The sequence below is a fragment of the Variovorax sp. GW821-FHT09B01 genome (assembly GCF_059418345.1).
Map to the genome: position 1 here is coordinate 1 of NZ_JBWKPQ010000015.1, position 26,775 is coordinate 26,775.

26 protein-coding genes are annotated in these 26,775 nt (G+C 64.5%); 6 read left to right on the forward strand and 20 right to left on the reverse strand.

From position 1 onward, the window contains the following. Positions 1–51: 51 nt before the first annotated feature. The gene (locus AC07RV_RS30720; protein WP_492714965.1) at positions 52–663 is read right to left on the reverse strand and encodes an AAA family ATPase; all 612 of its coding nucleotides are present in this window, start codon (positions 661–663) and stop codon (positions 52–54) included. A 79-nt stretch (positions 664–742) separates the two neighbouring features. Here AC07RV_RS30720 and AC07RV_RS30725 point away from each other — a divergent pair, with 79 nt between their 5' ends. The 3 genes from AC07RV_RS30725 to AC07RV_RS30735 are packed head-to-tail and all read left to right on the forward strand — an operon-like array spanning position 743 to position 6,278. After that, on the forward strand, positions 743–3,547 hold the full coding sequence (locus tag AC07RV_RS30725; RefSeq protein WP_444852557.1) for a DEAD/DEAH box helicase: 2,805 nt from the start codon (positions 743–745) through the stop codon (positions 3,545–3,547). After that, positions 3,544–5,559: a BREX-3 system phosphatase PglZ gene (pglZ, locus tag AC07RV_RS30730; protein ID WP_444852556.1), complete on the forward strand. Its 2,016-nt coding sequence runs from the start codon at positions 3,544–3,546 to the stop codon at positions 5,557–5,559. Before AC07RV_RS30725 ends, pglZ begins: the two co-directional genes overlap by 4 nt. Then, positions 5,556–6,278: a hypothetical protein gene (locus AC07RV_RS30735; RefSeq protein ID WP_444852555.1), complete on the forward strand. Its 723-nt coding sequence runs from the start codon at positions 5,556–5,558 to the stop codon at positions 6,276–6,278. The genes pglZ and AC07RV_RS30735 overlap by 4 nt, the downstream gene beginning before the upstream one ends. Before the next feature lie 32 nt (positions 6,279–6,310). Here AC07RV_RS30735 and mobH read toward each other — a convergent pair whose 3' ends face one another. Beyond that, entirely contained in the window at positions 6,311–8,152 is a 1,842-nt protein-coding gene (gene mobH, locus AC07RV_RS30740; protein WP_444852554.1) for a MobH family relaxase, read from the reverse strand. Positions 8,153–8,461: 309 nt separating this feature from the next. Between mobH and AC07RV_RS30745 the strand changes: the two genes are divergently transcribed. Genes AC07RV_RS30745 through AC07RV_RS30755 form a run of 3 tightly spaced genes read left to right on the forward strand, consistent with a single transcriptional unit; the run spans position 8,462 to position 9,629 of the window. After that, a complete protein-coding gene (locus AC07RV_RS30745; protein WP_077565934.1) occupies positions 8,462–8,779 on the forward strand; it encodes a type II toxin-antitoxin system PrlF family antitoxin in 318 nt (105 codons plus the stop codon). Continuing rightward, complete coding sequence (locus AC07RV_RS30750; protein WP_444852553.1) at positions 8,779–9,237, forward strand: type II toxin-antitoxin system YhaV family toxin; 459 nt, start codon at positions 8,779–8,781, stop codon at positions 9,235–9,237. The genes AC07RV_RS30745 and AC07RV_RS30750 overlap by 1 nt, the downstream gene beginning before the upstream one ends. Positions 9,238–9,263: 26 nt before the next feature. After that, positions 9,264–9,629 carry a DUF3742 family protein gene (locus tag AC07RV_RS30755; protein WP_444852552.1) on the forward strand — a complete coding sequence of 122 codons (366 nt, stop codon included), beginning with the start codon at positions 9,264–9,266 and terminating at the stop codon, positions 9,627–9,629. Between the two features lie 11 nt (positions 9,630–9,640). On the opposite strand, the gene AC07RV_RS30760 is transcribed toward AC07RV_RS30755, so the two are convergent. From AC07RV_RS30760 to traD, 18 genes are all read right to left on the reverse strand, one after another. Beyond that, positions 9,641–11,161: a conjugal transfer protein TraG N-terminal domain-containing protein gene (locus AC07RV_RS30760; protein ID WP_444852551.1), complete on the reverse strand. Its 1,521-nt coding sequence runs from the start codon at positions 11,159–11,161 to the stop codon at positions 9,641–9,643. A gap of 15 nt (positions 11,162–11,176) precedes the next feature. Next, complete coding sequence (locus AC07RV_RS30765; protein WP_444852560.1) at positions 11,177–11,542, reverse strand: hypothetical protein; 366 nt, start codon at positions 11,540–11,542, stop codon at positions 11,177–11,179. Between the two features lie 2 nt (positions 11,543–11,544). Next, on the reverse strand, positions 11,545–12,963 hold the full coding sequence (locus AC07RV_RS30770; protein ID WP_444852550.1) for an integrating conjugative element protein: 1,419 nt from the start codon (positions 12,961–12,963) through the stop codon (positions 11,545–11,547). 10 nt (positions 12,964–12,973) lie between these two features. After that, positions 12,974–13,921: a TIGR03756 family integrating conjugative element protein gene (locus tag AC07RV_RS30775; RefSeq protein ID WP_444852549.1), complete on the reverse strand. Its 948-nt coding sequence runs from the start codon at positions 13,919–13,921 to the stop codon at positions 12,974–12,976. Continuing rightward, positions 13,918–14,364, reverse strand: coding sequence for a TIGR03757 family integrating conjugative element protein (locus tag AC07RV_RS30780; RefSeq protein ID WP_444852548.1), 447 nt, complete (start codon positions 14,362–14,364; stop codon positions 13,918–13,920). Before AC07RV_RS30780 ends, AC07RV_RS30775 begins: the two co-directional genes overlap by 4 nt. A 144-nt stretch (positions 14,365–14,508) precedes the next feature. Further along, positions 14,509–15,003, reverse strand: a complete 495-nt coding sequence (locus AC07RV_RS30785) for a JAB domain-containing protein (protein ID WP_444852547.1) — start codon at positions 15,001–15,003, stop codon at positions 14,509–14,511. Positions 15,004–15,189: 186 nt separating this feature from the next. After that, positions 15,190–15,954, reverse strand: a complete 765-nt coding sequence (locus AC07RV_RS30790) for a DsbA family protein (protein WP_444852546.1) — start codon at positions 15,952–15,954, stop codon at positions 15,190–15,192. Positions 15,955–15,969: 15 nt separating this feature from the next. Next, complete coding sequence (locus AC07RV_RS30795) at positions 15,970–18,879, reverse strand: conjugative transfer ATPase (protein ID WP_444852545.1); 2,910 nt, start codon at positions 18,877–18,879, stop codon at positions 15,970–15,972. Next, positions 18,879–19,328, reverse strand: coding sequence for a TIGR03751 family conjugal transfer lipoprotein (locus AC07RV_RS30800; RefSeq protein ID WP_444852544.1), 450 nt, complete (start codon positions 19,326–19,328; stop codon positions 18,879–18,881). The genes AC07RV_RS30795 and AC07RV_RS30800 overlap by 1 nt, the downstream gene beginning before the upstream one ends. After that, positions 19,309–20,718 (reverse strand): TIGR03752 family integrating conjugative element protein, encoded by a 1,410-nt coding sequence (locus AC07RV_RS30805; protein ID WP_444852543.1) that lies wholly within the window; start codon positions 20,716–20,718, stop codon positions 19,309–19,311. Before AC07RV_RS30805 ends, AC07RV_RS30800 begins: the two co-directional genes overlap by 20 nt. After that, positions 20,708–21,646, reverse strand: a complete 939-nt coding sequence (locus tag AC07RV_RS30810) for a TIGR03749 family integrating conjugative element protein (protein ID WP_444852542.1) — start codon at positions 21,644–21,646, stop codon at positions 20,708–20,710. Before AC07RV_RS30810 ends, AC07RV_RS30805 begins: the two co-directional genes overlap by 11 nt. Next, on the reverse strand, positions 21,643–22,335 hold the full coding sequence (locus AC07RV_RS30815) for a PFL_4703 family integrating conjugative element protein (protein ID WP_444852541.1): 693 nt from the start codon (positions 22,333–22,335) through the stop codon (positions 21,643–21,645). Before AC07RV_RS30815 ends, AC07RV_RS30810 begins: the two co-directional genes overlap by 4 nt. After that, positions 22,332–22,742, reverse strand: a complete 411-nt coding sequence (locus AC07RV_RS30820) for a TIGR03750 family conjugal transfer protein (RefSeq protein WP_023124764.1) — start codon at positions 22,740–22,742, stop codon at positions 22,332–22,334. Before AC07RV_RS30820 ends, AC07RV_RS30815 begins: the two co-directional genes overlap by 4 nt. A gap of 13 nt (positions 22,743–22,755) precedes the next feature. Beyond that, a complete protein-coding gene (locus AC07RV_RS30825; RefSeq protein ID WP_444852540.1) occupies positions 22,756–23,115 on the reverse strand; it encodes a TIGR03745 family integrating conjugative element membrane protein in 360 nt (119 codons plus the stop codon). 16 nt (positions 23,116–23,131) lie between these two features. Further along, positions 23,132–23,365, reverse strand: coding sequence for a TIGR03758 family integrating conjugative element protein (locus AC07RV_RS30830; RefSeq protein WP_444852539.1), 234 nt, complete (start codon positions 23,363–23,365; stop codon positions 23,132–23,134). Next, on the reverse strand, positions 23,362–23,745 hold the full coding sequence (locus AC07RV_RS30835) for an integrative conjugative element protein, RAQPRD family (protein WP_237506486.1): 384 nt from the start codon (positions 23,743–23,745) through the stop codon (positions 23,362–23,364). Before AC07RV_RS30835 ends, AC07RV_RS30830 begins: the two co-directional genes overlap by 4 nt. Before the next feature lie 98 nt (positions 23,746–23,843). Continuing rightward, the gene (locus tag AC07RV_RS30840) at positions 23,844–24,593 is read right to left on the reverse strand and encodes a TIGR03747 family integrating conjugative element membrane protein (protein WP_444852538.1); all 750 of its coding nucleotides are present in this window, start codon (positions 24,591–24,593) and stop codon (positions 23,844–23,846) included. Then, the gene (gene traD, locus AC07RV_RS30845; RefSeq protein ID WP_014596099.1) at positions 24,590–26,773 is read right to left on the reverse strand and encodes a type IV conjugative transfer system coupling protein TraD; all 2,184 of its coding nucleotides are present in this window, start codon (positions 26,771–26,773) and stop codon (positions 24,590–24,592) included. Before traD ends, AC07RV_RS30840 begins: the two co-directional genes overlap by 4 nt. Between the last annotated feature and the right edge of the window lie 2 nt (positions 26,774–26,775).

Here is a 26,775-nt window from a genome sequence, read left to right on the forward strand (position 1 = left end):
CGCCGGCTTCTTCTTGCTTGGCATAGATGCTCCTGTTCGTCATGCTATGCCTCAAACACAAAATTTCTGACAGGCTCGCACATCTGCTTTTACGCGCTCCTCGTCGTGCATCACGGCTTCCTTGATGGATTCATCTACGGCACGTCTGATCTCCGCGTAGCTCAAGCCTTCTGCCTTGGCTGTGATGGCCTTGAGCGGAAAGGGCTTGGGCGCGAACTTCCCAAGCCGCGACTGGATCAGCTTGGTGGCCTGCGGCGCGCTCGGGAGCCGATACTCGATCACGTCATCAAATCGGCGAAAAAGCGCGTAGTCAAGGAACTCAACATGGTTCGTTGCTGCAACGATCAAGCTATGAGATTGGTCGCTCTCGATCATTTGCAGAAAACTGTTCAGTACCCGCCGAATCTCACCCACGTCATTGGCCAGCCCTCTTTGTGAGCCGATGGCGTCGAATTCGTCAAAGAAGTAGACGCCTCGCACATCATTGATGGCATCGAATATTTGACGCAGCTTGGCGGCGGTCTCCCCCATGAACTTGGTGATCAGTGCATCCAGTCGAACGGAGAACAGCGGAATGCCAAGTTCACCGGCCAACACAGAGGCGGTCATCGTCTTGCCGGTGCCCGGAGGCCCGACCAGCAGCAGTTTGCGTCTCGGCGACAGGCCATGTCACCGAGACTTGGCCAGAGCCTGCATTTGTCCAACAGGCTGTTGGACAAATGTCTTGCGGTTTGATGTGCGAATGAGCAGCCACTTCGACACCGACGACTGGTGCTGGCACACGCGCCAGGCTTCACCGTGCCGCGTGGTGGAGCGGTTGGCGCTGTGGGGCGAGACGGCTTACCGCGTCTGGTTGCCGGCCAAGGACGCCGTGGTGCGCGCCCGGACAGCGGACCTGGCCTCGCTGGAAAGCGTGCGCCCGAGCGTGGAGCAGATCCTGCACACCACGGCTGCGGCCAAACTGCTGGATGCACTGGAGGACAACCTGCTGTTGGCACCCATCCAGTCCAGCGTGGTGCCGCTGCCGCACCAGCTCTATGCGCTGAACCGCGCCATCAGCCGCGACCGCATCCGCTACCTGCTGGCTGACGAGGTTGGACTCGGCAAGACGATTGAGGCTGGCTTGGTGCTGCGCGAGTTGAAGTTGCGTGGCCGGGTGAAGCGCATCCTGGTGGTGGCGCCTAAGGGGCTGGTGCGCCAGTGGCAGGCGGAAATGCGTCTGCACTTTGGTGAGAAATTCCAGTTCATCGAACCGTCCGAGCTGGCGGCCTTCCGGCAGTGGCGCAGCGGCGGCGCGGGCGAGGAAGAAAACCTGTGGCGCATGCACGACCAGGTGATCTGCTCGCTGGATTCAGTGAAGCCGCTGGAAGGCCGTCGCGGCTGGAGCCTGGAGCAACTCAACACCTACAACCGCGAGCGCTTCGAGGACCTGATCTCAGCGTCGTGGGATCTGGTCATCATCGACGAAGCCCATCGCATGGGCGGCAGCACCGAGCAGGTGGCCCGCTACAAGCTGGGCGCAGCGCTGGCCGAAGCGTCGCCCTATCTCTTGCTGCTGTCGGCCACGCCGCACCAGGGCAAGACTGACCAGTTCATGCGGCTAATGCAGTTGCTGGACCGCGAAGCCTTCCCGGACGAGAGCAGCGTCAGCCGTGACCGAGTGCGGCCTTTCGTAATCCGCACCGAGAAGCGCGCATCGATCAATGCCGAAGGCCAGCCGCTGTTCAAGCCGCGTGTCACCCGGCTGCAGGCGGTGGCATGGCAGGCCCGACATGGTTCGCAGCAGCGCCTGTACGAGGCGGTGACCGACTATGTGCGCCATGGCTACAACCAGGCATTGGCATCCAAGCAGCGCCACATCGGTTTCTTGATGATTCTGATGCAGCGGCTGGTGACGTCCAGTACGGCAGCCATCCGTACCACACTGGAAAAACGCCAGGCACTGCTTGATGCGCCACAGCCCCAAGCAAATCTCTTTGAGAACACCAGCGCCGATGAGTGGGCAGACTTGGACGGCCAGTCTCAGGTGGATCTGGCCATGCAGTCCAGTGGCTGGGAGCTGGAGAAGTCCGAAGTCGAGATGCTGCTGGAGCTGGCGCGGGAAACCGAGGCCGCAGGCACCGATGCCAAGGCCGAGGCTCTGCTGGAGCTGATCTACAAGCTGCAGCAGGAGGAAGGCGACCCGGCGCTGAAGGTGCTGATCTTCACCGAGTTCGTGCCCACGCAAGCGATGCTGGCCGACTACCTGGAAAGCCGTGGCTTCTCGGTGACGACGCTCAACGGCAGCATGGATCTGGAAACCCGCACGCGTGCGCAGCAGGCGTTCTCCAAGGATGTGCGCGTGCTAATTTCGACGGATGCCGGTGGTGAAGGTCTGAACCTGCAGTTCTGCCATGTCATCGTCAACTTCGACATGCCGTGGAACCCCATGCGGATCGAGCAGCGCATTGGCCGGGTGGACCGTATAGGGCAGAAGCACGTAGTTCGCGCCATCAACTTCGTGCTTGAAGACACCGTGGAGCACCGGGTGCGCCAGGTGCTAGAGGAAAAGCTTGAAGTCATCGCGCAGGAGTTTGGCGTCGACAAAGCGGCCGACGTGATGGACTCGGTCGAGGCCGACCCGATCTTCGACGAGCTGTTCGTACATGGTCTGCAGAATCCGGATGCCATCGAACAGGGATGTGACGCGGTGGTGGCCCAGCTTCGATCCACCCTGGCGGAGTCGAAAAAGAACAGCGATCTGCTCACCACAGAACACGATCTGGATGCCGACGATGCCCGCAAGTGGCGTGACCACCCAGCGCAGTTCTGGCTGGAGCGCGCCATCACCAGCGGGTTGGCTGCGCGCGGTGGCTCGGCAGCAAAAGTTGGCAAGGCGTGGCGGGTGAAGTGGGCAGACGGCAGCGAGTCGGCACAGGCTTGTTTTGACGCCCGCACGGCGGATGAGAATCCGGAGTTGGAATGGGTCACGATGGAAGACCCACGCGCCCGGGCGGTGATCAGTGAGCTGCCGCGCTTTGTCGCCGGGCAGCCGCTGCCGGTGATCCGCGTGACCGGTCTTCCGGATTCGGTTCGCGGCATCTGGTCGCTATGGGAGATCAGTCTGGCGGCTGAAGGTCTGAGCCGGAAGCGCTTCCTTCCAGTGTTCATCAACGAGGAAGGCCGTCCCTTCGTGCCGACTGCCAAGCGCGTCTGGGATCTGCTGCTTACTGAAATCGTAGACGTGCATGCCGTGACGGGTGCCGAGGAGTCGGTGAGGTGGTTCGAGGCATCGCATGCGGCTGCCAGCGCCCAGGGGGAACGGATCTTCACGGAACTTCTGACCGAACACCGTGCCCGGCTGAAGGAAGAACGCGAGCGTGCGGTGTATGCCTTTGAGGCCCGAGGCCAGGCGATTGGCCGAATCGGCCTGCCCGCCGTGCGCGAGCACCGGCGCAAGCGGCTGCAACAGGAACACGATGCACGCATGGCCGCTCTCGATGACATGGAGGCCAGCGTGCCGGATTTGAATGCCGTGATGATGGTGCACGTCGGAGGTGATGCATGAGCCTTTGGACGGAACGCATCCTGAGCCATTTCACGGCCGATCTCACCCGGCTGTGGGTGGCGTGCGACCCTGACGATGTGTTGCTCGACGAGAAGCTGTTGACCGAGCTACGCGGGCGCGGCTTCGAGCTGATGCTGTACGAAGACCCGTTTGCCTTCCGCGCGGAATACGAGGAGCGCTACCGCGCGGCATGGGATCGGGGTGAGCCGGGGCCAGCGCCCTCGCTGGTTCTGCATCTGCGCAGCGCTGACGCGAACGCGTTGCCCTGGGACATCGTGCATCACGGTCGTGTGGTGCGCCTCAGCCTTGCCGATCTGTTCCCCAAGCTGGCTTACAGCGCCGTGCAGCAAGTCGAGCCGGAGCATCTTGCCGGGTTGTTTTATGTCCACCAGACCGAGTTGCAGTCAGCTCGGGGCGAGAACGAGTCGAAGGACTTCATCCTCGAACACGTCTACCAACTGGCGCCCAGATCGATTCGCAACCCGGTTGACTTCTGGCGCGAGCTGCTGCGGCTTCACTTTGCCAATCGCTCGTTGTCACCCCTGTTTGCTCAACACGCGGCAGGCATCATTCAGGGCAAGGGGCTGTTCACCGACCAACCCGTCGCCACATGGCTGGCGTCCAAGAGCGCGCTGCTGCGCGTGGTGCAGGATGCGTGGTATCGCTACCTGAAGACACTTGGACTGGATGGCACGCGCACGGGCGAACCGCCACCGCCAGACTACGGCGCCAAGATCGAGATCCCGTTCGACCACTCCGATGTGCAGGTGCTGGTCGACTCCATGTTCCTCGACGGCAGCTTGCATCCGCTGGCGGCGCACAGCGTCCCGGCGGGGATGCCGAGCTGGATCAAGGCCGGGATCGTCCAGGACCCGGCGGCGTTGCAGGCTTTGGTGCTCAAAGGCATCGATGGCCTGATCGAGATGACGCCAACGGCCGCCTCGTCGCACAAGGACTGGAGCGAGTTCGCCAAGCGCTACGGCGAGATCCTGGCTCGCACGCATGGCCTGCCCGGCACGGAAGGCAGCGAACACCTGCCCGTGATTCGGGAACGGATCAAGGCCCTGCAGGCGCAATCAGACGAGCATCTGCAAGCCTGGGTCGCAGCCAAGCACTACGCCGACCTGATTCTGCAGCCGGTGACCAAAGGCCCGGTGATGGTGCACCACGTGCCGCGCTTCTTGCGGCATCGGCGATCCGCAGGGGAAACCAAGGTGGCCTTGCTGGTATTTGACGGGCTGGCCTTCGACCAGTGGGTGCAGATCCGGGAGCGCCTGATCGCCACCACCAAGCGCTTCGCGTTCGACGAGGGAACCGCGTTCGCATGGCTGCCGACCGTGACATCGGTGTCGCGCCAGGCGCTGTTCTCCGGCCTGAAGCCGCGTGAGTTCGACGACTCCATCGACCGGACGGACAAGGAGGAATCCTTGTGGAAGACGTTCTGGCAGAACGAAGGCGTCAACTCGAATGAGGTGATGTACCGACGCGCGCTGCGCCAGATTGATCAACTGGATGTGCTTGAGGCGGACTTGAACGACCGGCGCCCGAAGGTGGTGGGCCTGGTCATCGATGAGGTGGATGACCGGCTCCACAAGGAGCGGTCCAAGAAGGACGTGGCGATGTGGATCGGGAACTGGTTGACGACTGGTTTCGTCGACCGGCTGTTCTCGCTGCTGCTGGACAAGGGGTTTCACATCTACCTCACGGCGGACCACGGCAACGTGGAGTCCACCGGCGTCGGCAGACCTAACCAGGGCGTGATTGCCGAGACGCGCGGCGAGCGCGTGCGGGTGTATCGGAGTGAGCCATTGCTGGCCGACTCCGCAGCGGCCTATCCCAGCACGGTCAGGCTGGACGTCGCAGGCCTTCCCGCGAACTTCATGCCCCTGTTCGCAGGCGGACGAACCGCCTTTGTGCCGGAGGGCGACCAGGTGGTGGTCCACGGCGGGGTGTCGGTCGAAGAACTGATCGTGCCCTTTGTGAAAGTCAGTTATGTGATAGGTACCGAATGAATTCATCAGCCCCAAAAATAGGCTTTGATCGGTTCATTCAGCTTGATTGGGCGGCTGCGGCACTGAATATACGTGCAGGCGTGGCTGGGCTAGATGATCTGAATGCACTGCTCGATGCAGCCGAGCTTGGCGTGGAAGCCAAGAAGAAAACGCGCACCGTGTTGAATCGGCTGTGGCTGGAGCCGCGTGCCGAACTGGTCGATTACGCCGATCGCGGCGTGGCCATCCACAAGACGCAGCCGGACATTCCCATCTCAGCATTGTGCTGGGGCATGTCCGTGGCGACGTACCCGTTCTTTGGCAAGGTGGCCGAGCTGGTGGGCCGCCTGTCCGCTATCCAGGGCGACTGCGCAGCCGCCGAAGTGCATCGGCGCATGAGCGAAACCTATGGGGAGCGCGAAGGCACCCGACGCATGACCAACATGGTGATTCAGAGTCAGGCGAGCTGGGGCGCGGTGGAACGGGTCGAGAAAGGCAAGCGGGTCATTCGCCTGCCACAGACGGGCATCGACAACGATGCACTCACGGTTTGGCTGATCGAAGCTGTCGTGCGCTACGCTGGCAAGCCGGTTTCAGTGACCAGTCTGCAGTCGCTGCCCGTGCTGTTCCCGTTCAGCTTGACGCGGCCTTTGGCTTATTTGGTGGCGAACAGCCCGAGCCTCACCCTCCGGTCGGAAGGACCGAGTAACCAGTTTGTCGCGTTGCGAGGCACGATTTGAGAACGGCATGCACTTCGCCTGTTTTGGGTTGACTATGCCAACTTCAAGAATGGGTTATTTGCCAGCTCGTCATTGAATATCGAGCAGGGTTCAAGAAGCAGATAACCATGCAGCTTCCGTGATTTTCTGGGGCCTGTGACTTCGCACGTCCAGATGTTCAGACCACTCGGCTGTTTGCGATGCAATTGCAGTCGCTCGAAACGCTTCTGCACCCACTGCCAATCCTGCAGGTTCTCCTGTTTGGCCAGTTTCCCTACCTGCGGGTGTTCCTGCGCATAGCGCTGGAACACGCCAGGGCTGACCAGGTAGGCGGTGTCGCTCACGGTATGCACCAGCGCTTTCGCATCGTTGATGATGAGCCGCCGCGTGGCGATGCCCTGTTTCAGCCACGCTATGAAGTGCTCGCCGGATGGCTGTGTCGTCGAGGATGTGGAGGCCGGCGGCGAAGGCGCAGCGCCGGCCAAGGTCGGCAGGGGCGCATCGGGGAGGCCTGCGGGCACTTCGTCCGGGGCGGTTTCCACATCCTGCTGGATGGTTGGTGAATTCCCCATTCCCACCATCGCCAGCATGTCCTCCATGGCGTCGGGGCTGGCCTGGGCCTTGGGTGGAGGTGCCGATGCGATGCCACTACCTTCCGCTGGCGGAGCGTTTGGGTTCTCCAAAGCGGACGTCGCGCCGTTCGCAGAAAGGGTGGCCCCTGCTTCGACATCTTCACCTGCGGTGGGCTTGTCGATCGTCACCGTCCCGGCAAACGGTGCTGGCCGCTCACCAGATTCCCAGATCAGCGCGGGCGCGAGCCGCAACAGGGTGAACGAGTGGCTCCAGCCGGTGGAACTGGTCACGGTAGCGCGCCAGATCGCTTTGCCGTCTGCTGTCGGCTGCAACATGCCGTGATCCTGCAGCACGTTGAACACGGCGGTGTTGTTCGCAGGAATGCCGTCGATGCCTTGGGATAGCAGGTGTGCGCGCAGCTTGTCCGAGACCGTCTTGCTGACCAGCCACAAACCATCCTCGGTGAGCCAGCCATCGGAGGCTTCGGGCTGGTTCAACTTCAGCTCCTTCTTGAGCAGGTAACGCAGCCCGTCCAGCAGCTTGCGTTGCAGCGCGTGCTTGGGCGCGGCCATGGCGCGTGTGGGGTCGCCGCCCAGTTCCTGGGCCACGGAAGCTCGGTCGGCCTGCACCACCAGTTCGCCCAGCACCCCTGCATGCTCGTACTGCCCGGCCAGGACATAAAGCAGCGGTGCCCACAGTGATGGGTAGCTGCTGAGCCAGTCCAGGACTTCACGGTCGAGTAGCTGGCGATAGAGCAAGCCTGTCGCGGCGCTGTGCAGGCGGTACTCGCGATCGTCACGGTAGCGGAAGCGGTATGGCTGGTGCAGCGGGCCGTGCCACGGATGCCAGGTATTGCCGTCGGCTAGCTCGACGTGCAGATCGACAGCGATCTTGCCGATGTCGTGCAGCAGTGCGGCGTAGGCGATGGCAGCAGTCCAGGCCTCGGCTTGCGCGGCCTGATCCTCGGGGTTGGCGCCGATGGGCAGCAGATGAGACTGGCGCAGCTTCAGGCTGTAGGCGACGATTTCCAGACCGTGGTCGAGCATGCCGCCTGGGTAAGCATGGTGATGCGCTTCGGAGGCAGGGAAAGCCTGAACCAGCTCGGCATAACGTTCCAGCGGCGCACGGTACAGCGCGGCGAACTGCTTGCGCGAGAGCGAGGTGCGCTGCCAGATGTGTTCCAGCAGTTTCTGTCGGCGCGGTGTCGCCAGCAGCGATGCGGCCGATTCCGGCCAGATCAGCCCTTTCGGGAGGTCGGTGGCGGGTGCTGGCGACGGAGCGGCAGCGACCGGGGGCCGTTTTCGCTGGAACAGAGAGAGCATGTGGGTGTCCTGATGGCGGGCCAAGCGGGAGGCCTTTTCGCCTTTTCGGGTAGGGCCTTTCCCCTTGCACCCCATTCCCTTGCTCCCTTTGACCTTTTGGCCTTTAGAAGCCTTTGGATATAGAGCGGTGAGCATTGGTCGTCCACCGTCAATGCGGGTATGGCGGGGCCGGATTGATGCGGGAAGGCTGGCTGTTCCCGCCCTACGATGAGGTTCATTGTTGGATGCTGGAGAACCCCGGTGAGAGCTCTCATTGACAAGGTAAGGATAATTCCTTACAATGTAGACATTGCGATCAGGAGAGCCGCCATGCCTGCCATTCACGAAGTTGCCACGTTGACCTCCAAAGGCCAGATCACGCTGCCCAAGTCCATCCGACAGGCGCTTGGCGCCGATACCGGCAGCAAGCTTGCGTTCGAGCTTCGTGGCAGTGAGGTCGTCGTGACCCGCGCCGATGCCGAGCACGAGGACCCGGCCATTGCCGCGTTTCTGACCTTGCTGGCCCGCGACATTGAAGCGGGCCGGAATGTGCGCGGCCTGCCCGAGGATCTGGCTCGCACAATGCTGGAGCACGCGGGGCACAAGGTGGACCTGGGCGATGATTTCGATGAGGACGTGGACATCTGATGCAACAGCATGGCTGGACACTGCTGTTCCACGACAACCTGATCGAGCAGATGCTGAAGCTGCGCGCGGCGGTGCTGCGCGCCCAAGACAACGACCCGGAAGGGTTCGGATCGAACGCCAACGTCAAGTTCTTCCGGGCCTTGGTCCAGTTGATGCAAGACGTGGTGCCAGGCGATCCGGCACGCGATGAGTACCGTCAAGGCAACACCATGGGGCCGGCCTATCGCCATTGGCGGCGGGCCAAGCTCGGAAGACGGTACCGGCTGTTCTTCCGCTACGACTCGAAGGCGAAGGTCATCGTGTACGCCTGGGTCAACGATGAACAGACCCTGCGGTCTTCGGGAAGCAAATCAGACCCGTATGCCGTGTTCGAGAAGATGCTCGGGCGCGGGAATCCGCCGGACGAATGGAGCGCATTGGTACAGGCAAGCAAGCAGGATTGGAGCAAACTGAAATAGGTATCCCTCAGCAGCAGGAGACGACCATGAGCACCACGACCCGCATCAGCACAGCAGAACGCCTCGGCCAGGCCTTGGGCCGTGGATGGCGCGCCTATGTGCGTGGCGAACGGCGGGCGTCGAACTGGTTGGTATCCAAGGGTGTGCCGGTAGCTGGTGCCACCGTGCTGTTGTGGACGGTCAAGCTGGTTGTGCTGGGATTGCTGTTTTACGTTGCTTTCTGGTTCGCACTCGTGGTGCTGAGTGTGACTGTGGCGGGATGGGCTGCTGCTGCCAATACCTTGGATGAGGACGAGTGGCCTTTCACTGACCTCACCGAACTGCGCAAGACGCCGGGCTACGATCCCAATCTGTATAACGATACGTCACACGAGTTGTACACTGACGACTGACCGGCCCCGCGCTACTTCAGCTTGCCTCCGGTAAGTGCACCAGCCCCCTTGCCGCCCGCTTGGCCGGCGCTCTTGCTCCCGTCTGAAAGCCCTTGGATGGCGTGCCCAGCCCGAATCCCAACCCAGGCAAGGCTCGCCAGCCAGAATCCGGGCAAGACCAGAAACATCGTTCCCGTGACGAACATCAGAAGCATGTCGCCAAAGGCGTTGTTCAGCCCCACCAGTGGATCGAAGTTGCTGTGTGGCCGGTTCCAGCCGAAGCCCCAGCCATAAAGCGCATCGAGGATGGTGCTGTCGATCCATCGTGCGAGCTGGAACCAGAAATCGACGAAGAACAGCGCGAACTGCACGACGCTCACGGTAACGACGGTCTTCAGGTCATAGGTGCCCACAACCAGCACCAGCGGGATGCAGATGACCAGCGCCATCTTGAGCAAGGCGAGCACCATAGGCAGCGCCTGGCGCACCACGTCCATGGCGGGAAACGCGGCCATCGCGCCGACAGCCATCCCTACGTCGCCCGTGGCCCGCGTCACGATGTTCGGCAGGGTTTTGTCGATCTGGCCACCGTAGTCTGTATAGACGCTGCCCTGGTTCAATTTCTGCTGCCGTGGCGAGGCGATGGTGCGGATCACCGAGTCGTCCACATCGGCTCGGCTCAGGAATCCGGCCCAGCCCGCCAGGCGATTCAGCAGGCTTGGGTCTACCTGCCCCAGCAGGCGTGCGCGCAGGCCATTGCCGGCATCGGCCCACCATTGCCTGCAGGTCGGGTAGCCGCCACCACTGGCCACCTGCGCAAGCCCCGCGTCGCGGGTGCTGTCGTAGGGCCAATCGTCGCGTGGCGTGCTGGAGCGGTAGGTGTCGTAGTAGCCGCCGGTGTCCGTGAAGAAGCGCGATCCGATCCAGGTCACGTCGTGCATCTGCGCCTCATCGAGGTTCGGGCGCTGCATGAACAGCTTGGCGCGGGCCGGTCCGTAGCAGTCTCGCGAGAAATCCGCCACTTCCTGAGCCAGCACCGGGTCGTCGATGCGAGTCGCGTCGATCTCCATCCTCATCTGCCGCAAGTCGGTGCCGCAGGGAATCGCCGCCACCGAGGCACCGGTCACTGCTCGCGAGAGTGTGTGCATAAAGGCCCACCAGACAGGCACCTTCGCCGACTGGTTGTTGATGGTGCTGAAGGACTGTGACCAGCCGGTATCCGTGGGTTGCGGCACGCTGACCTGGCATTGGGCCGAGCGTGCGCTGTCGTAGCGGATGGTGTTGAGGTCCACGTCGATGAATGGAATACCGGCGAACATCACCACCACGATGGCAACGAACACCCGGTTCTCGATGCGCGCAGCCGAGAGCACGCCCTTGTTGCCTTCGTCGGCACCTTCCGCACGGGCCTTCAGCCATTCCTGCACGATGATGGCAATGAAAGGCAGCGCGAAGACACCGCTCGCCACCAGCACGGCCCAGATGCCGTTGTGGACGATCCACGACACCAGCGTGAGGTAGTACTCCAGGTAGTCGGTGGTGAAAAGCGTCATGACCCCGATCTCCCCTCAAGCGGCCTGCAGTAACAGGCTGGCTTCCAGCGCGACGATCGCGGCAACGCCGGCGATCTCGCTGCGCACCAGGCGACGCCGCGCCTGCCTATCCGCCCCGCGTTGGGCCTCACGCGCCAGCAGCCGGCGGCGCATCCAGACCCAGCCGTAGGCTGTCGCGCCGTACAGGCACAGCCGCCACACTAGGAAGTAGCCCGCCGTGGCCGCCAGCCACCGCTCCCAGTTGGCAACGCTGCCGACGAGATAAATGCCGACGATGTTGGCGCCCACAGCGGCGGCAACGAGCACCACCGTCCACAGCAACGCCTTCGCCGCGCGCTGGTTAAGCAGCCAGCGGGGGCGCAGCCAACTGGCGCGCGGCAGGTTCATGGGTTGCCTCCCGGATTGCCCTTCTGGAGCCGGTCGAGGCGGTCGGGAATGGGATCGCCTTCGTAGATGCCACGCGAGCCAGCCGCGCGCGTGCCGTGGCGCTGGATGATGGCCATGGGCGAGTTGTTCGCCAGCTCGCGGCGCAGCTCCAGCTCGGTCTTGAGGTTGCGGATCTCCTGGTCGAGCGTGTCGCTCTCGTGGTTCACGGCCTCGACCGCCAACTGGTTCGCCGCGACGTTGGGCTCCTTCTTGCCGGTCAGCATGGTGCGCTGGAGCAGCAATGCCTTCTCCAGCACCGACGCCAGCGCGACCTCCGAGGCCAGGCGCCGCGCCAGCAGGTCTTGGTCAGGCTCGTCGCGCAGCGCCTCGATGACGCCGCGCGTGATGGGCAGCGAGGTGCTGCCAGCTGCGCGCAGGTTCTCGAAGGTGGTGTTGCGAGTTCCCGAGACCAGTTCCTGCAAGGCTTCCAGCTTTGCCTCGTACTCCTCCTGGATCAGCGGCGTCAGCCCGACGCCGGGCACCGTTTCGGTCTTGGTGCAGGAATCGCAGGTGCGCTGCACCTGTTCCCCAAGAACCCGTGTGGCCCATTCAGTCGCTTGTTGTGGCGACGTCCAAGTCTGGCAGGACAGGCTCGCGCAACTGGCGGAAGCGATGGACGACGTGTCGGTCACGCTGCGGCCGTTGACCAGGTTGTAGCCCGCGCGGGTGACGTCGCCGACCACGCGGATGGCCGACTGACCTGCGCCCCCCGCATTGCTGCCGCCTACCCAGGGCACGCCGTCGTTGCCGCGGCGCGTCTCTGCCTGCTCAATCGCCGACACGGCGTCCGTGCTCGACACCGCATCGCGCAGTGCCATGCCTTCGGCCATCTGGCTCCAGCCGAGCTGTCCGCCCGCCGTGTCGGCCATCTTCTCGGCCATGGCGCGGCAGGTCAGCTTGGAGCGGTCGAAATCCAGCCGCGCCTGCAGCACGCCGTTGGTCAGCAGGTTGTACAGGCCCGGATCAGCACGCTGGATGATCAGCGCAGGCAGCGATGCCACCGCGCTGGTGGCGCTCTGGATCACGTTGCTCATGATCTGCTGAAAGCCGTTGGTGACGCCGTTGAGCTGGTTGCGCAGCGTGGTTTGGATGCTCATGTCGCCGCAGATCAGGTTGCTGTTCCAGCCCACGCCGACGCCGATCGAGCGCATGCCGGCAGCGCGGCCCATGGACACTGCGCTGCCGCCGCCAATCGAATACATCACCTCGTCGCCGATCACGGAGCCGCCGGTTTGAAAGCCGGTCTGCGCCCACGCCAGGCCGCCGCCAAGAACGAGTGCGCCAGCCAGCACCCCGGTCAACACCCCAGTCAATACCGTGGGACGCAGCAGGCGGCACGCCTTGGTGGAGAGGTTTGTCAGTTCAGGACGCTTCATCGCCGTACCCTCATTGGAAATCGACGCTGCCGAGGAACACCTGGCCCCGGCGTTCGCAGCACGCATAGGGCCGCCACAGCGCCCAGGCGTAGTCGCCTTGCTGGGCTTGGGTCAGGAAGCCGCTGCGCGGGAACACCGTGCAGGAAGAGGACAGGACGGGCGTGAGTTCCTGCCACTTGCCCGTCGAGGCATCGCCTTCCATCAGCGCGCCGGCAGGCCAGTAGCCGGGCCGCGAGTTGGCGAGCAGCGGCTGATAGACGTGGATTTGTCCACGGCGCGTGACGACATCGCCAGCGCGCTGGGCCACCACGGCGCCAGCCTTGTGGTCGTCGGCCTGGTGCAGGAAACCGCCACGCGGATACACGTTGCCCCACAGGTTCAGCGTGGTGCGCGCGCCGACCTCGCGCCTACCCGGAATCAGCGCCTCCGGGTAGACCATCTCGGGCACGTTGTAACGCCAGGCCAGCGTGTCCAGGGTGCTGAGCAGGTACGGCATGAACGCCGTGCCCGCGCCCTCGCAGAAGTAGCCCGACGATGAGACGAACTGGTTGAACACCTCGACGCCGGGATGGCCGATGACGTCCGCGTTCTTGAACTTGGCGAGATTGTTCTCGTGGTCTTCGTTGGTGGTGCCGTCTCCGCCGGCCTGGGCCGAAGGGTTGGGCGTGCTCATCGGTCGAACTTCGACCCAGGGGTTCTCGCCGGTGTTGCTGTAGCTGGAGACGACCGCATCGGGGATGTAGTGGCGTACCTTGATCGACGTGCGCACCGTGCAGCCCGTCCAGGTGCAGTAGAGCCAGTAGCAGATGCCGACGACGCGGTATTCGAGGCAGTCTGGCGAGGCCACTGAGCCAACGATGGTTGCGGTGTTGAGGGCATAGCTGCCCGTGGCGCTGAGCAGCAGCATTGACGCCACGCCAGTACGCAGGCGGCGCATCCGCTCGAAGGGTCGGATCATGGCTGCGGGCTCCGGTGTTGCGCAATGCGCGCGACGGCACGGGCCACGTCCGGCTCGCCATAGACCACGTAACGCTGATCCACCACGACGGCCGGAATGCTGGTGACGCCCAGGCTCCATGCGTCGGCGACGCCCTGGTATGCGGAAGCGATGCGGCGCTGGAGGTCGGCACCGCCGTTGTTCAGGCGGCGCTTGACGATGGCCGTGGCCTGCTCAGGATGGGCGGGCAGCTGTGCGGAAAGCGCGGCTTCGATGCGCGGGCCTTCATCCAACTCGATCAACCGCTCGCCACCCATGGTCTTGACCGGGTGGCGGCTGTCGGTGACGACCACCACATCGGCGGCGAAGGTGGTTGGGCTGAAAACGGCCAAGAACGCCGGCAGTGCAACGGCCAGGCCAAGGGTTCGCCAGCCGGATGCGAAGCGGAATAAAGATGCTGGCATGTCGCGTGCCCTGGAAGTTGATCAGAGCCATAGTCGAACGCGAACCCGCTACCGCCCCAACAAACAATGCGCATCGCGGGCACCCCGCATACCTGTTCGGTGCTGCCGTATGGAAAAAAGCGGAGGCCGAAGCCCCCACTGTGATTACAAAAGACCAGACTCGGCGAACGAGTACGGTGCGCCCTGACCAATCACAAAATGGTCGAGTACCCGCACGTCGATAAGCGCCAAGGCCGTCTTCAACTGATCGGTCAGCAAGCGATCCGCATTGGATGGCTCGGTGGTGCCCGAGGGGTGCTGATGGGCGAAGATGACCGCAGCGGCGTTCAGTTGCAACGCTCGCTGCAGCACGACACGTGGATAAACCGAGGTCGCATTGATCGTTCCATGGAACATCGGCTCCACGGCCAGCACGTCGTGCATGCTGTTCATGAACACGACGACGAATATCTCATTGGGCTCGGCGACCAGCTTCAAGCGAAGGTAGTCCCTGACCGCAGCGGGCCGCTCAAGGCGCGGCCCTGCTTTGAAAACCCGTCGCTCCAGCAACACGATGGCTTGCTGGATGATCCAGTCCTCGTTCTGAACAGAAATATCGGAAAGCGACTCCAGGCAGGAGTCATTGATGACGACAGGCATGGCGAACCTCCAGGCAGGGAAATCGGAGGGCGCACGTGCCCCAGGAGGGCAGGCCCTCCTGGGAGTGGAACAACGGAATAAGGTGCATCCATCACCACAGCAGCGGTGATCGTTCGCGGCCAGGATGCGAGGCGAACGGGTAGCGGTCAGCGCAGTGTGCTGCGCCGTAGCCTCAATGACCGCGGGCTACCTGGGCATGTCGCCGACGACGTCGGCAGGCATTTCGGTGGCAGGTGAAGCGACGGAATCCTCAGCCGCCAGCATGTCCATGGCCGACAGCAGTGCATCGCCTTCGATCGGCCCCTGCAGCAGGATCGCCTGGCCGGTCTGGCGATCGTGCAGACGAATCGAAGGCGTCGCGGTCACGCCGCCCTTCATGGCTTCCTCGGCCTGAGCGCGAATCAACGCTTCGGGTCGCTCGCTTGCCAAACACTGCTCGACGGCTGGGTTGAGGCCGGGATAACGCAGACCCTCAGGCAAGCCCAGGCCGTCGCTGCGCGTGTGCGCATAGACCCATTCAATGGCCTGCCAGAAAGCCGCATGCCCACCTGTCTCGGCGGCGCACTCGGCCAGGCGTGCCTCGGCGGAGGCGGCCGGCTCGTGCGCGGCCAGCGGCTGGTGGTGCCATTGCAGGGCCACGTCGGTGTTGCTGCCGACCCAGCGCTTGAGTTGCGGAAAGTACGCTCGGCAGAACGGACATTCGAGGTCGGCATAGAGCGTCAGCGTGAACCGGCCCTCGGGGTTGCCCATCTGCCAGGGAGGCCCGGCCATCTGCGCCGTGCTGATCGGCACGGGAGCTTGCGATTCTGATTCGCTGAGTGCGCGAGACACGAGCCATATCAACAGCAGTGTGATCAATCCAGCGGCCAAGAACCAGGGCCAGCGCTTGCGCGAGCGCCGACGGCGGAACGCCTGCACCGGCATAGGAATGGAAGGACGTTTCGGTTTCACGGCAGTCTCCGGCGGCTATTGCGGCAGGCCCAAGGCTGGCGACTCGATGCCGCGCGCCTGGTCGATCTTCTCGGCCACCTTGAAGGCCGCGTCGAGTTCACTGATGCCGTGCTGCTGCATGAGTTGGTAACGCTCGGCTTTCTCCTCGGGTTCGGTCTGCGCGAGCGCGAGATACAGGCTCGGTGGCACGGCCCGGAACAGCACTTCCAGGCTCTTGGAGAGGATGACGCCCTCGGTGAACTTCCCAGCTTCTTTGCGCGCGGAAAGCATCAGCGCCTTCTGCGCGGGTGACAGTTCGCGAAACCGGGCGATCTTCTCGACCTCATCGGGTGGCATCGACAGGCAGATCCACCACTCGATCATGTTGAGCATGGGCTCTGCGGCGCGCGGCAAGTCGTCGATGTTTTGTGTGGCAAGCCAGAACCAGGCTCCCAGCTTGCGCCACATCTTGGTGATCTTCACCACGTAGGGGGCGAGCAGCGGGTTCTTGGTGATGATGTGCCCTTCGTCGGTGACGTTGATGATCGGGCGGCCCAGGTACTGATCGCGCTCGGCAATGTTGTTCACCGTGCTGATCAGGCTGATGTAGGCAATGGAGAGCTGCGCGTTGTAGCCCTCGCGGGCATAGGTCGCCAGATCGACCAGGGTGATGTCGGCTTCGGGCCACGGCGAGCCGTCGCGGTCGAACATTTCGCCGTCCGTGCCTTGGCAGAACATGTCCATGGCGTCGGCCATCTCCAGCAGCCGCACACGCCGCATTTCCGGCAGCGTCGGGTCCTGGCTGCGCGTTCGCAGTGCGTTGCGCACATCGCGCGTGAGCACGGTGCGCTTTTCGCCATCCTTTCTGTGGCAGTGCTCTGCGGCGTCAAGGATGCACTGACGGATCAGCGAGCGGTCGGCCCGTGTCATCCGGGCTTCTTCCTTGTCTTCGCCGCCGGTGATCATCAGCCGCGCGGTGATCTCCAATTCGCCCAGCACGTCGCGCTGCTCATCCGCCTCCATGGCCACAGCATCGGGTGGAAGGTCTTCGTCCAGCGCATCGGCGTCGAGCGTCTGCACGCCGCTGGGCGTCTCGATCAGCCGCCGCGCATCCGCGAACGGCGCGAGCGTCACACCCGAGCCTGGGGCCAGTTTGACCCGGTTCACGGTCAGACCCAGGCGCCGGGCAAAATCGCTGAACAGGCCGAAGCTGTTGCCGGCCTCGACAATGAACAGCCGTGGCCGGTAGATCGCCGTGACCTGATTCAAGAGGTTGTTGAGGGTCGCCGACTTGCCCGAACCCGTCGGGCCGAACAGAAACAGGTGGGCATTCATCTGCCGGTCCAGGCGGTTGAGCGGGTCGAAGGTGATCGGCCCGCCGCCGCGGTTGAACATCGTGATGCCGGGGTGCCCCGTACCCTGGGCGCGGCCCCACACGGGCGATAGGTTGGCCGCGTGCTGGGCGAACATCAGTTGGGTGTACCACTTGCGCCGATCCTGGCCGGGGTTGTAGCAGCACGGCAGCCAGCGCAGGTAGCTGTTCAGCGGGGCCACCTCGTCATCCTCGCGCACCGGCTGCAAGCCGGCGTTGAGCATGACGTTCGCCAGGTCCAGGCCGCGTCGGTCCAGTTCCGCCTCATCGCGCCCGCGCAGGTAGAACGCCAGCGTGCCGCGATAGAGCTTGTGCGCGCTGCCGATCAGGGAGCGGGCTTCATGCACGTCCTTGAGCGTCTGCTCCGACGCCAGCGTCTCGCCCACGGCCTTCTTCGCCAGGTGGTTGAGATCCGCTTCCAGAACATCCTGGGGCGTGGCGACCATCGTCAGGCAAAGGGTGGTGTCCTCGGGCATCTGGTCGAACAGCGTGTTGATCGCATCGCCCTTGCGGGTCTCGCCGGTCAGGTGCCCCGTGCCCGGCGGCATGCGCAGGCGGTCGGTGATCAGCACGCGGTGCGGCAGGCCGTCGAAGTACCAGGTGCCATGCGCCACGTCGGAGCGCGGCTGGCCGAAGAACAGCCGCTGGCTGAAATCCCGCCCGCTCGCCAATTCGATCTCGCCGTCTTCGCCGGCCTCCGTACTTTCGGGGTAGCGCGCCAGCGCATAGAAGCGCTCCCGGTCTTCGGCCCCAGGCCCAAGCAACGTGGGACGCGGGTTGAACCAGCGCAGAAGCCAGTCGTGAACATCCGCAGCCACCATGCGCCTGGCCTGAATGCCGGCGTTCGCCAGTCCGCCGCACAGGCGGTCGCAGACGATATTGAGCATCTGCTCGGGCGTCTGGCCGCGGCGGCTGTTTTGCCCTTGGCCGGTCACGCGGCGATAGACCACCATGCGCACGCGCCGGGTCTGGCCGCGCCAGCGCAGCCGTGTGACCACCGTGTCCTCGAACAGACCGCCCGGCTTTGCCACCGCGCGCAGGTGGTGGCCGAAGAAGCGCAGGTAGAACTCGCTGAACGCCGTATCACGGGCGCGCGGCTGCACATAGTCGCGCAGGGTCTGCATGTACTGGTCGAAACTGGGCTCGTCCTGAGCGTAGAGCTGCAGCACCCAGGGGTTCTCGTCCAGTTCATCGAAACTGTCCTGCAGCGCGTTCTCCAAGGCATCGCGGGCCTGCGCGAGCCAGCCAGGTTCCCGGCCTTCGGTGCCCAGCGGCACCAGCTCGTAGAACGCCGCCACCGATTGCCCGTCCTCCAGCAACATGGCTTTTGACTGCGGCAGGAACTCCACCCAGGGCAGCAGTTCCACGAACGACGGCGCGACCTCGTACAGCGCCTGCTCGTCTGCCAGGGTCGCCGACCTGCGAGCTTGCACCGCCGTGCCGGGTTCGGGGATGCCGGCCTGACGCAGTGCCTCGACGTGGCGCTGCCAGCCGTCCGGCTGCTCGTCATCGCCAGCGCCGGACGCGTCCAGCTTCGGTGCGGCCAGCTTCGGCCAGGAGAGTTTCCAGCGCATCAGTAGTCCTCCACGCGCTCGCCTGGCATGGCGTACTGCACGCGCTGGTACAGCGGGAACACGGTCGTATAGCCCGGAATCGGCACCGGGTCGGTGCCCGCCAAATGGGGATACACGTACATGACCAGATCGGGGTTGGGCAGGCGCTGGAACTGGCGATAGACCTCGTTGCGCGCCGTGCGCGTATAGCGCATCTGCTCGACGGGCGCGGCTTGCACATCCATCTCGGTCAGCGGACGGCGAAGGCTCTGGCGCGCATCGAGCAACTGCCTACGCGCCACCTGGCCGGCGCCACCGCCGCCGTCACCGGCGTTCTGTTGCCAGATGTCCATCATCGTGCTGTCGCCGTGGGTCAGCAGCTTTTCCTTGCTGGTGGCGCAGCCGCCGAGCAGCGCGACGGCCAAGGCCAGCGCCAGGCCTTGAGCCCAGCTATTCAAGTTCGAGGGCATGGCTTTCTCCTGCGCGGTGATCGACCTTGCGGCCTTCTGGGTCGAAGTCGATGGCGAGCGGCTTTTCGAGGTGGACGGCGACCTTGGCACCGGGCTGCACATAAACGGCAGCGAAGGCCTGGCCGTAGAGCTTGTTGACCCAGCTCGACATGTCCTGAACGCCACTGGCGAGAATCCGGCCCACGGCTTCCTGGCCGCTGATGCCCACGCTGCCGATGGAGCCGTCGGCGCCGACATAGGACGCCCTGCCGCTGTCGGATTCGATCAGTGAGGCCACGCCAGCGCCAGCCGCCGTGATCAGCGCCTGGGTGCCGAGGTACTGCTGCGCATTGCTGCGCCGCTCGCCGCTGACACAGGGAATGCCGTGCGGATCGCTGATCCAGCCCAGGCCGTCGCGTTGTTGGTTGTTTTGCTGGTTGCCCTCGCGATCCTCGGGAATGGTGCGGATGGTCCCGTCATGGAACACGAAGGTGATGCTGCGCACCTGGCCGCGCACACACGAGAGCGTCCAGTCGCCCGATGCGGTGCCGGAGAACACGGCTCCGGCCACATCGGGAATGTCGATGCCGTTCGCGGTCAAATTGTCAGGCCCGACCAAGACCTTGAAGGGGTATGGGTCGTTCACCGTGCCGTCGATCGGCACGCGGCCAATCAGCGCCGTCATTGCCACCGACCCCATCAGCGTCGAGTTGGTCGGCACGGTATAGACGGGCGTCGCGCTCTTGACGCCAGCGGCGCGTGCGCCCGCGTTCGCCACGGTTTGCGCTGTGGTTTCCAGCGTGCTCTGTGCGGAACCGAAGCTGGTGGGGAAGCTTATGCCGCCATTCGACCTGCCGCGCCAGTCGCTTTGTTTCGCGTCATCAGGCTCCACCCAGCGCATATCGCCGTCCATGCCAGCCTCGTCGCCGTCACGCAGGCCCAGCCCCACCGGCAAATCGGCATGGCCGCCACCACGCCCGCCGATGCTGTCCAGGCGCTGCTGCAGGTCAGCGAGCAGCCCCTCGGTCTGCTGGCGCGCGCTGGCCGCCTGCTGCTGGTCGCGGCGCAGGTTGGAGCGCTCGGATTCGAGGGCGGAACTGATGCGCTGGTCGATGGCGTTCTCGCGCTGGCGCAGTCGCTGATTCTCCTCACGCTGCGACCTGTTGTCGGACAGCGCGGTCTGAAGTTCGGTGCGCAACTGCTTCACCTGGGCAACCAGCGTCGCCACGGTGTCGCGCGGGGTGTCACCCTCGATGCCCAGCGCCTTCATTTCCTCCGGCGTAAGCCTGCCGCCGCCATCCGCGACAGACGGTGCCGACGGGCCGTCACCGGAGAACAGCCGGATGGCGACGAACAGCACCAGCAGGGCCACGGGGATCAGCAGCCACTTCAGGAGTCCGTTACTGCGCATGGCGGGCCTCCCTGTCGTGGCTGGCTGCTGCTTTTGGCTGCGGGAGATGCACGGCGGGGTCGAAGCGATGGATCGCCGGCAGCAGCGACTGCGCGAGCCCGTGCCCGCGCGTCACCAGGTACAGGACGGTGGTGTCCTCGGGGGTTCCGCGCGGGCCAAGCACCTCGTGCTGGAAGGTGGCGGTGAGAAAATCGCCTTGCAGCACGCGCGGGTCGAGGTTGATCCAGTCGTTGCTGTTGTTGGTCAGGCGCACGGCAGTGACCCACTGGTCTTCCAGACGCCACGAGGCGAGCGCGACCACGCGTGCCGGCAAGGTCGGCATCAGCGTGCCGAGGTCGAGGTCGCGGCGCAGGTTGACCCGCATGACGCCTGGCAAGGCTTCCACGGTGCGCAGCGGTGCGTAGAGGTTCTGCGCAGCAAAACGTGTCAGCACGACGGGGATTGGCGTTTCGCGCCGCGCCGTCCGGGTGCCTGCCTGATCCTGAGCACGAGCTTGGGGCGCATCGGCACCGTCAGGCTGATCGCCATAGCGCGCCGGTGCGCTGTTGCCCTCGACGATGCGCACCGGCTCCAGCTCGGCTTCGCCGTCCTTGGGCGGCTCCGCGGCAATGTCGAGCAGGATCAGCGCGCCGGTGTCGGCGTCCTGCAATTGCAGCCGCGTGGGCTCGATCGGCTCGCTGGCGCGCAGGTACACCGCGCCGCCCGCGCTCTGCACGCGCAAGCGCTCACCGACGCCTGCGGGAACGCCCACGCGGACGTTTCGGTCGATGAACACGATGCGCTCCTGGCCGACCTTCAACGGCACCGCCAGCGGCATGCGCTCCCAACGCAGGATCTCCACCGCCTGGACAGCGGGGGACACGACCACTGCGGCGGCCACGGCCAGCAGCCCCAGCAGCGCGAGTACAGGATGCTTCATGGGCTTCATGGGGAATTACCTCCTTGAGGCGCTTGTGGCGTCAGGCCACCAGGCACCGGGCGCGTCGGCTCCGGTGCGCTGATGCGCTGGGGCGTGCCCTCGTAGCAGTCGAGCACCAGGCCGAACGGGTTGCGTGCGGGATCGACGTCCACCCGCGCGACCTTTACGGGGTAGCGCACCAGGGCGCGTTTGACCTGCTCGGCGCCGTAGTACTCGTCGGCGCTGATGTCCAACGTCACCACCCAGTCGCGGTCGGAGATCACACGCACGCGCGCCGTGGGGTTGTCGCCATAGCTGCGACCGGGGATTTCGTAGATGCCGCGCACCCGCTGGCGCAGTTCGCCGGTGCTGCGGCGGTAGTCGTAGTCCGCCTTGAGGAATGCCTGGCAGGACGGGGTGAGGTACGGCGAGAGCGTATGGAGGTTGCGCGGGTAATCTTCTTCGCCATTCGTCGGCCAGCGGTTGAGGGTCTGGAACACGTAGAACGTGAACGCATAGACCGACTCGGGCGGCACTTCCCACCACTTGCGGGTACTGCCGGAGCGCAGGTCAGGCGGGACGTGGATGGTCAGATCGCGCGGTGCGCTCCACCAGCCGCCGCCCATGACCAGGGCGACGATGACCAGCGCACCCGCGCCGAGGCGCATCGTCTTGATGTGCGCCTGCAGGTGGGTGATCTCGTTCTTGAAACGGCTCATCGCGCGCCCCCGTGCATGCCCCTGCGGATGGTCCAGAAGCCGGAGCGCGAGATCAGCACATGGCCGCCCACCCAACCGGCCATCAGCGGATGGCGCGTGGCAATGCGCCACTGCAACTGCCGGTACAGCCAGGTGTCGGGACGCCCACGCTTGAGACGGCGCAGGATGCCGCCGCCGATGAAAACGCCCAGCGCCACGCCCAGGACAACAAAGGTCGGCGCGATGGCAATGGTGCGTAACACCCAGGACAACGGCGCGCCGACCACCAGGCCGGCGGCGCCGGACAGGCCGCAGCAGATCCACAGCTCGTCGGCGGTAAGACCGCGAACGACCACCGGGTGCCTGTTGAGCCGGTGTGGAAGGAACGTGACTGTCCCATCGGCACGGACATGCTGTTGCTCGGACATGGCCCGTCCTCGCTTACAGGATGCCGGTGGCTTCGGTGAGCAGCCAGATGCCGATCACGAGCAGGACGGCGCCGATGGCGACCGTGAGACCGAACTGGCCCCAGGTCTTGCGGCCGGTGTGGATTTCCGCGTAGGTGCCGTAGGCGTGGTAGCACACGCCAATGAACATCGACGCCACCACCAGGAGGGCCACGAGCATGATGATGTCGTAGCCGTAGTTCCTGATCGTTTCCATGATGCCGCTGCCGGCGCCGCGGGTTGGGTTTTCCAACTGCGGCAGCCCTTGCGCAAACGTCAGCGCGGGCAGCGCGGCGGCACCCAGGGCGACGGCGGCGCGTTGGACAAAACGAGTAGTGAAGATGTGGTTTGGCATGGTCAATCCCTTCAGGTCAGGAGAGGAGGAAGAACGTCAGGACGAGGTACATCGCGACAAAGCGCACGACGACGCCGAGGAACTGGCGCTGGTTGAGGCGGTTCTCGGCCCACCCCACGTAGGCCGTTCGGATGGCCCAGACGCCCCAGACGAGCAGAACCGCAAACACGATGCCGACCAGAACGGTCGCCATCGCGGACGGCGCGATGCCGCTGTTGGCTTGAAATGCCGAGACCTGGGCGCCGTTCATGGTCTGCCCTGCTCAGTCGTCGGCAGCGATGGCGGGGCGGCCCGCTCGGTGCGGTACTCGCCAGCCAGTTCAAAAAGGTCGCGCGGCTGGGCGCGTGACGGTGTGAGATGGGCTTGGATGCCGGTGCGCATACGCTCTAGGTCAGCCAGCAGTCGCGGGTAATCGAAGTGGTAGCGCTCGCCCGGCTGGATGGAGGCATGCGCGGCGCCACCCGCGACGGTGCGCTTCAGCGCATCGAGCTGGCGCAGCGCAGCGACCAGCTCCTGGCGCTGTGCCGGGGATTCGGCCAACGCCATCGGGAACTGGCCCATCAGAAGGGCCGTCACGAGAAAAGTGGGCACGCCGCGATGCGCGGCGCGCAGCCAGATCGGAGCCAACATCGCGCCATTCCTGTGTGATCAGCAATGGCTTGATCGTGGCGATCAGAGGCGTATCAAGCCGCAAACAATAAGAACCTGCGGATGACCGGATTGATGGCCTAGAGATACTTCTTGAAGCTCCCTGCAGTCAGGCTCACGGCCAGTCCCAGCAAGGCCGCGCTCGGCAGCAGGATCAGCAGCGGATGTACCGAGATCGGCAAGGCCAGGTACGTGACCCAAGGCAGCACGGCCAGCGGCATCAGACTGGCTTTCGCTCGGTGGTAGAGGAAGCCGGATTCGCGGCCCGCGCCGAACCGGCGAACGTCACGCCTCACCAAGCCGTCGATCAAACCAACAAACGCTGCTGTGAAGATCAGCGGCAGCGTGAGCGCCAGGACCAGCAGGCGCACGAGGAAAGTAAGCGTCGTGAAGGCTGCGGCGATCAAGTAACTCTCCGTCCAGACATAGACCTGACTGATGAAGTAGCGGAAGTTCCGCGCTTGCCCCTGGCTGGGCGCACGGGCGCGCTCGGCGGTCTGGCTCATGCGCTCCAGCAGCCCCGATCGCACGAACACCCATTCGTAGCCAGTGTCCACCAACTCATGCGCCGTGCGCCCCGGCTCCTGCACGACTACGCTGCGCGTGAAGTGGTTGGACAGGTGCCCCAGCTCGTACTGCAACATTTGCTGAGAGTGCTGCCAGCCTTGATCCTTCCAGAACAGGTGCATGCCGATGCACTCCATCAGGATAGAGAACAGCAGCGAGCCGACCAGCACCCCGAGCAGCCGGAACGGCAAGGTAATGGTGCCGACGATCAGGCCCTGGCGGCGGTTCTGCTCGCGCTGCGCAGTCGAGGCGGCATCGCTCATGGCGCGGCCTCTTCGCTGGCCGTGTCGCCCGTGCCGGTGATGGGTGTGGCGATGGCCGTCTCATCGAGCAGATCGTCCGGCAAGGCCGCGTCCTGCAAGACCGGGGAGCTGGTGAACTCCCACCACTGCGTGGCCTCGCTGTAGCTCTGGCGCATGTGCCCGGCCAGTTGCTGCAAGTCCGCCGGCATCACTTCATCCGGGTCTGGCGCCGGCAACGGCATACGCACCTTCCAAAGCTGACCGCCCTGCAGCAGCGCGAAGCACTGGCCTTTGGGCAGGCCGACGATGTGCGATGGCTCGATCATCGGCACGCTGGACATGCTGATGCGGTCCTGGGTGTTTGACGTAAAGTCTGTCGCTCCACGAATATCGGAGCTGTCGGTCGCGCCGCTGACGATGGTGGTCGTATAGACCTCGACCTTCGGCAATTGCCGGGTCAGCAATTCAGCGGTAGCCGTCTCGCGCACGCGCAGCATGAACAGGTTGTTGAAGTTGCCGATCACCTGACCGGCCTTCGCGCGGTTGCCAATGCGTGCTTCGATGTCCGAGAGCGTCTGTGTGTACGCGGTGACTTGCAGGCCAGCGCCGCCGCCCTTGTTGATCAGCGGGATGAACTCGTCGCCCATCAACTCGTTGAACTCATCGGCATGGACGTTGATCGGCACGCGCGAGCCAGCCGATGCGCCCGGCAGGCCGTCGTCGATCCCGTGCTTGTAGATGTGGCCGGCGACCGAAACCAGGTCGGAGAACATGGAATTGCCGACCGCCGCGGCGACCTCGGCGTCGGACAGCGCATCGAGGCCGACATAGACCACGGCGCGCTTCCTGATCACCTGCATCCAATCGAAGATCGGGCGTGGGTCAGCCAGGTCGGAGTAGTTCGGGGCCAGAAGCTGGGCGATCTTGCCGCTGGTGAGCTTCTCCAGCAGCGGCAGCAGCGATGCGACGATCTTGTCGAAGTAGGTCTTGTCGTAGCGCACTGCCGAGCGCAGGCCGTCGAGCACCGGGTCGTAGTTGCGCGCCTGCGAGAGGTACTGCTCCAGCGCCACCACGCGCTTTTCGCGCCCGATCATGTTGCGCGGGATGTTCTTCTCGTTGAGCTTGGCCTCGATCTGGACGATCACCTCCCAGGCCTTGGGCTCGGTCTTGGCGAAGTAGTGCTGGGCGTACTCGATGAACAGCGCGTCGATGTTGATCACATGGCGCTGGATCAGCATGTAGTCCGGGCGCTGGCCCAGTTCCACCAGGGCGCGGGCGATGATGTTGACGAAGCGCCATGCAAACTCGCGAAATGCCGCGCTGTTGCCTTCCCCGGAGAGCTGCCCTGCAACACGGGTGGCCACCTCGCTGATGCGCCCAAAGCGGCCCACGGCGTTGTAGCGCGCGGAAATGTCGGGCCAGCCCAAGTGGAAGACATAGAACTCGCCCTCGCGCCCCGCGCGCTTGGCCTCGACGTACACTCGCTTCAAAAGATCGGCGTCGCCCTTGGGGTCGATGACGATGACGACCTCGTGCTCGCCGTCGGCGTTCTTGCGCCGGATGTCCTGAGTCACGAACAACTCGGCCAACCGCGTCTTGCCCACGCGCGTGGTGCCCAGCACCAGCGAATGCCCGACGCGCTCACCCAGCGGTAGGCTGACGTCCACCTCATCGGGTTCGATGCCGTGCAGGCGCGGCAGGCCGCCCACAGGCGGCAGCGGGCGCACCGGGTTGAAAGGCACATCCCAGCCCGTGAGCGCAGGTAGCCGGGACAGCGGGAATGGCGCGAACTCCAGCCGTTCCTCCAGCCTGCGCGCCAGCCGGTAGGCCGGCGTCAGCTCGACGTAGCGGCGAAATTCCGGTCTGTATGTCTGCATCAGCCTATGGGTATGTTTCTGCTCCCACAGAAATCCGCGTCCCACGAACAGACGCTGCTGGCTGACCGGCACGTCCTTGCTGGTCATCACATAGCGCGGCAAGCGGCGAATGTTGCGTCGGTAGCGCAGGATGACGCGGGCATCGCGGTAGCGGATGGCACCGTAGATGCAGAACGCCAGCGCACTGCCGACGCCCATGGCGGGGCTCAGCGCGAGCGACCACGGGGCCACCAGGGACAGAAACGCGGCGCCTGCACACGCCGCGACGGTATAGAACTCCACCGCTGGGCGCAGCAGAACCTCAACCGGCTGTTTCCCCGACATGG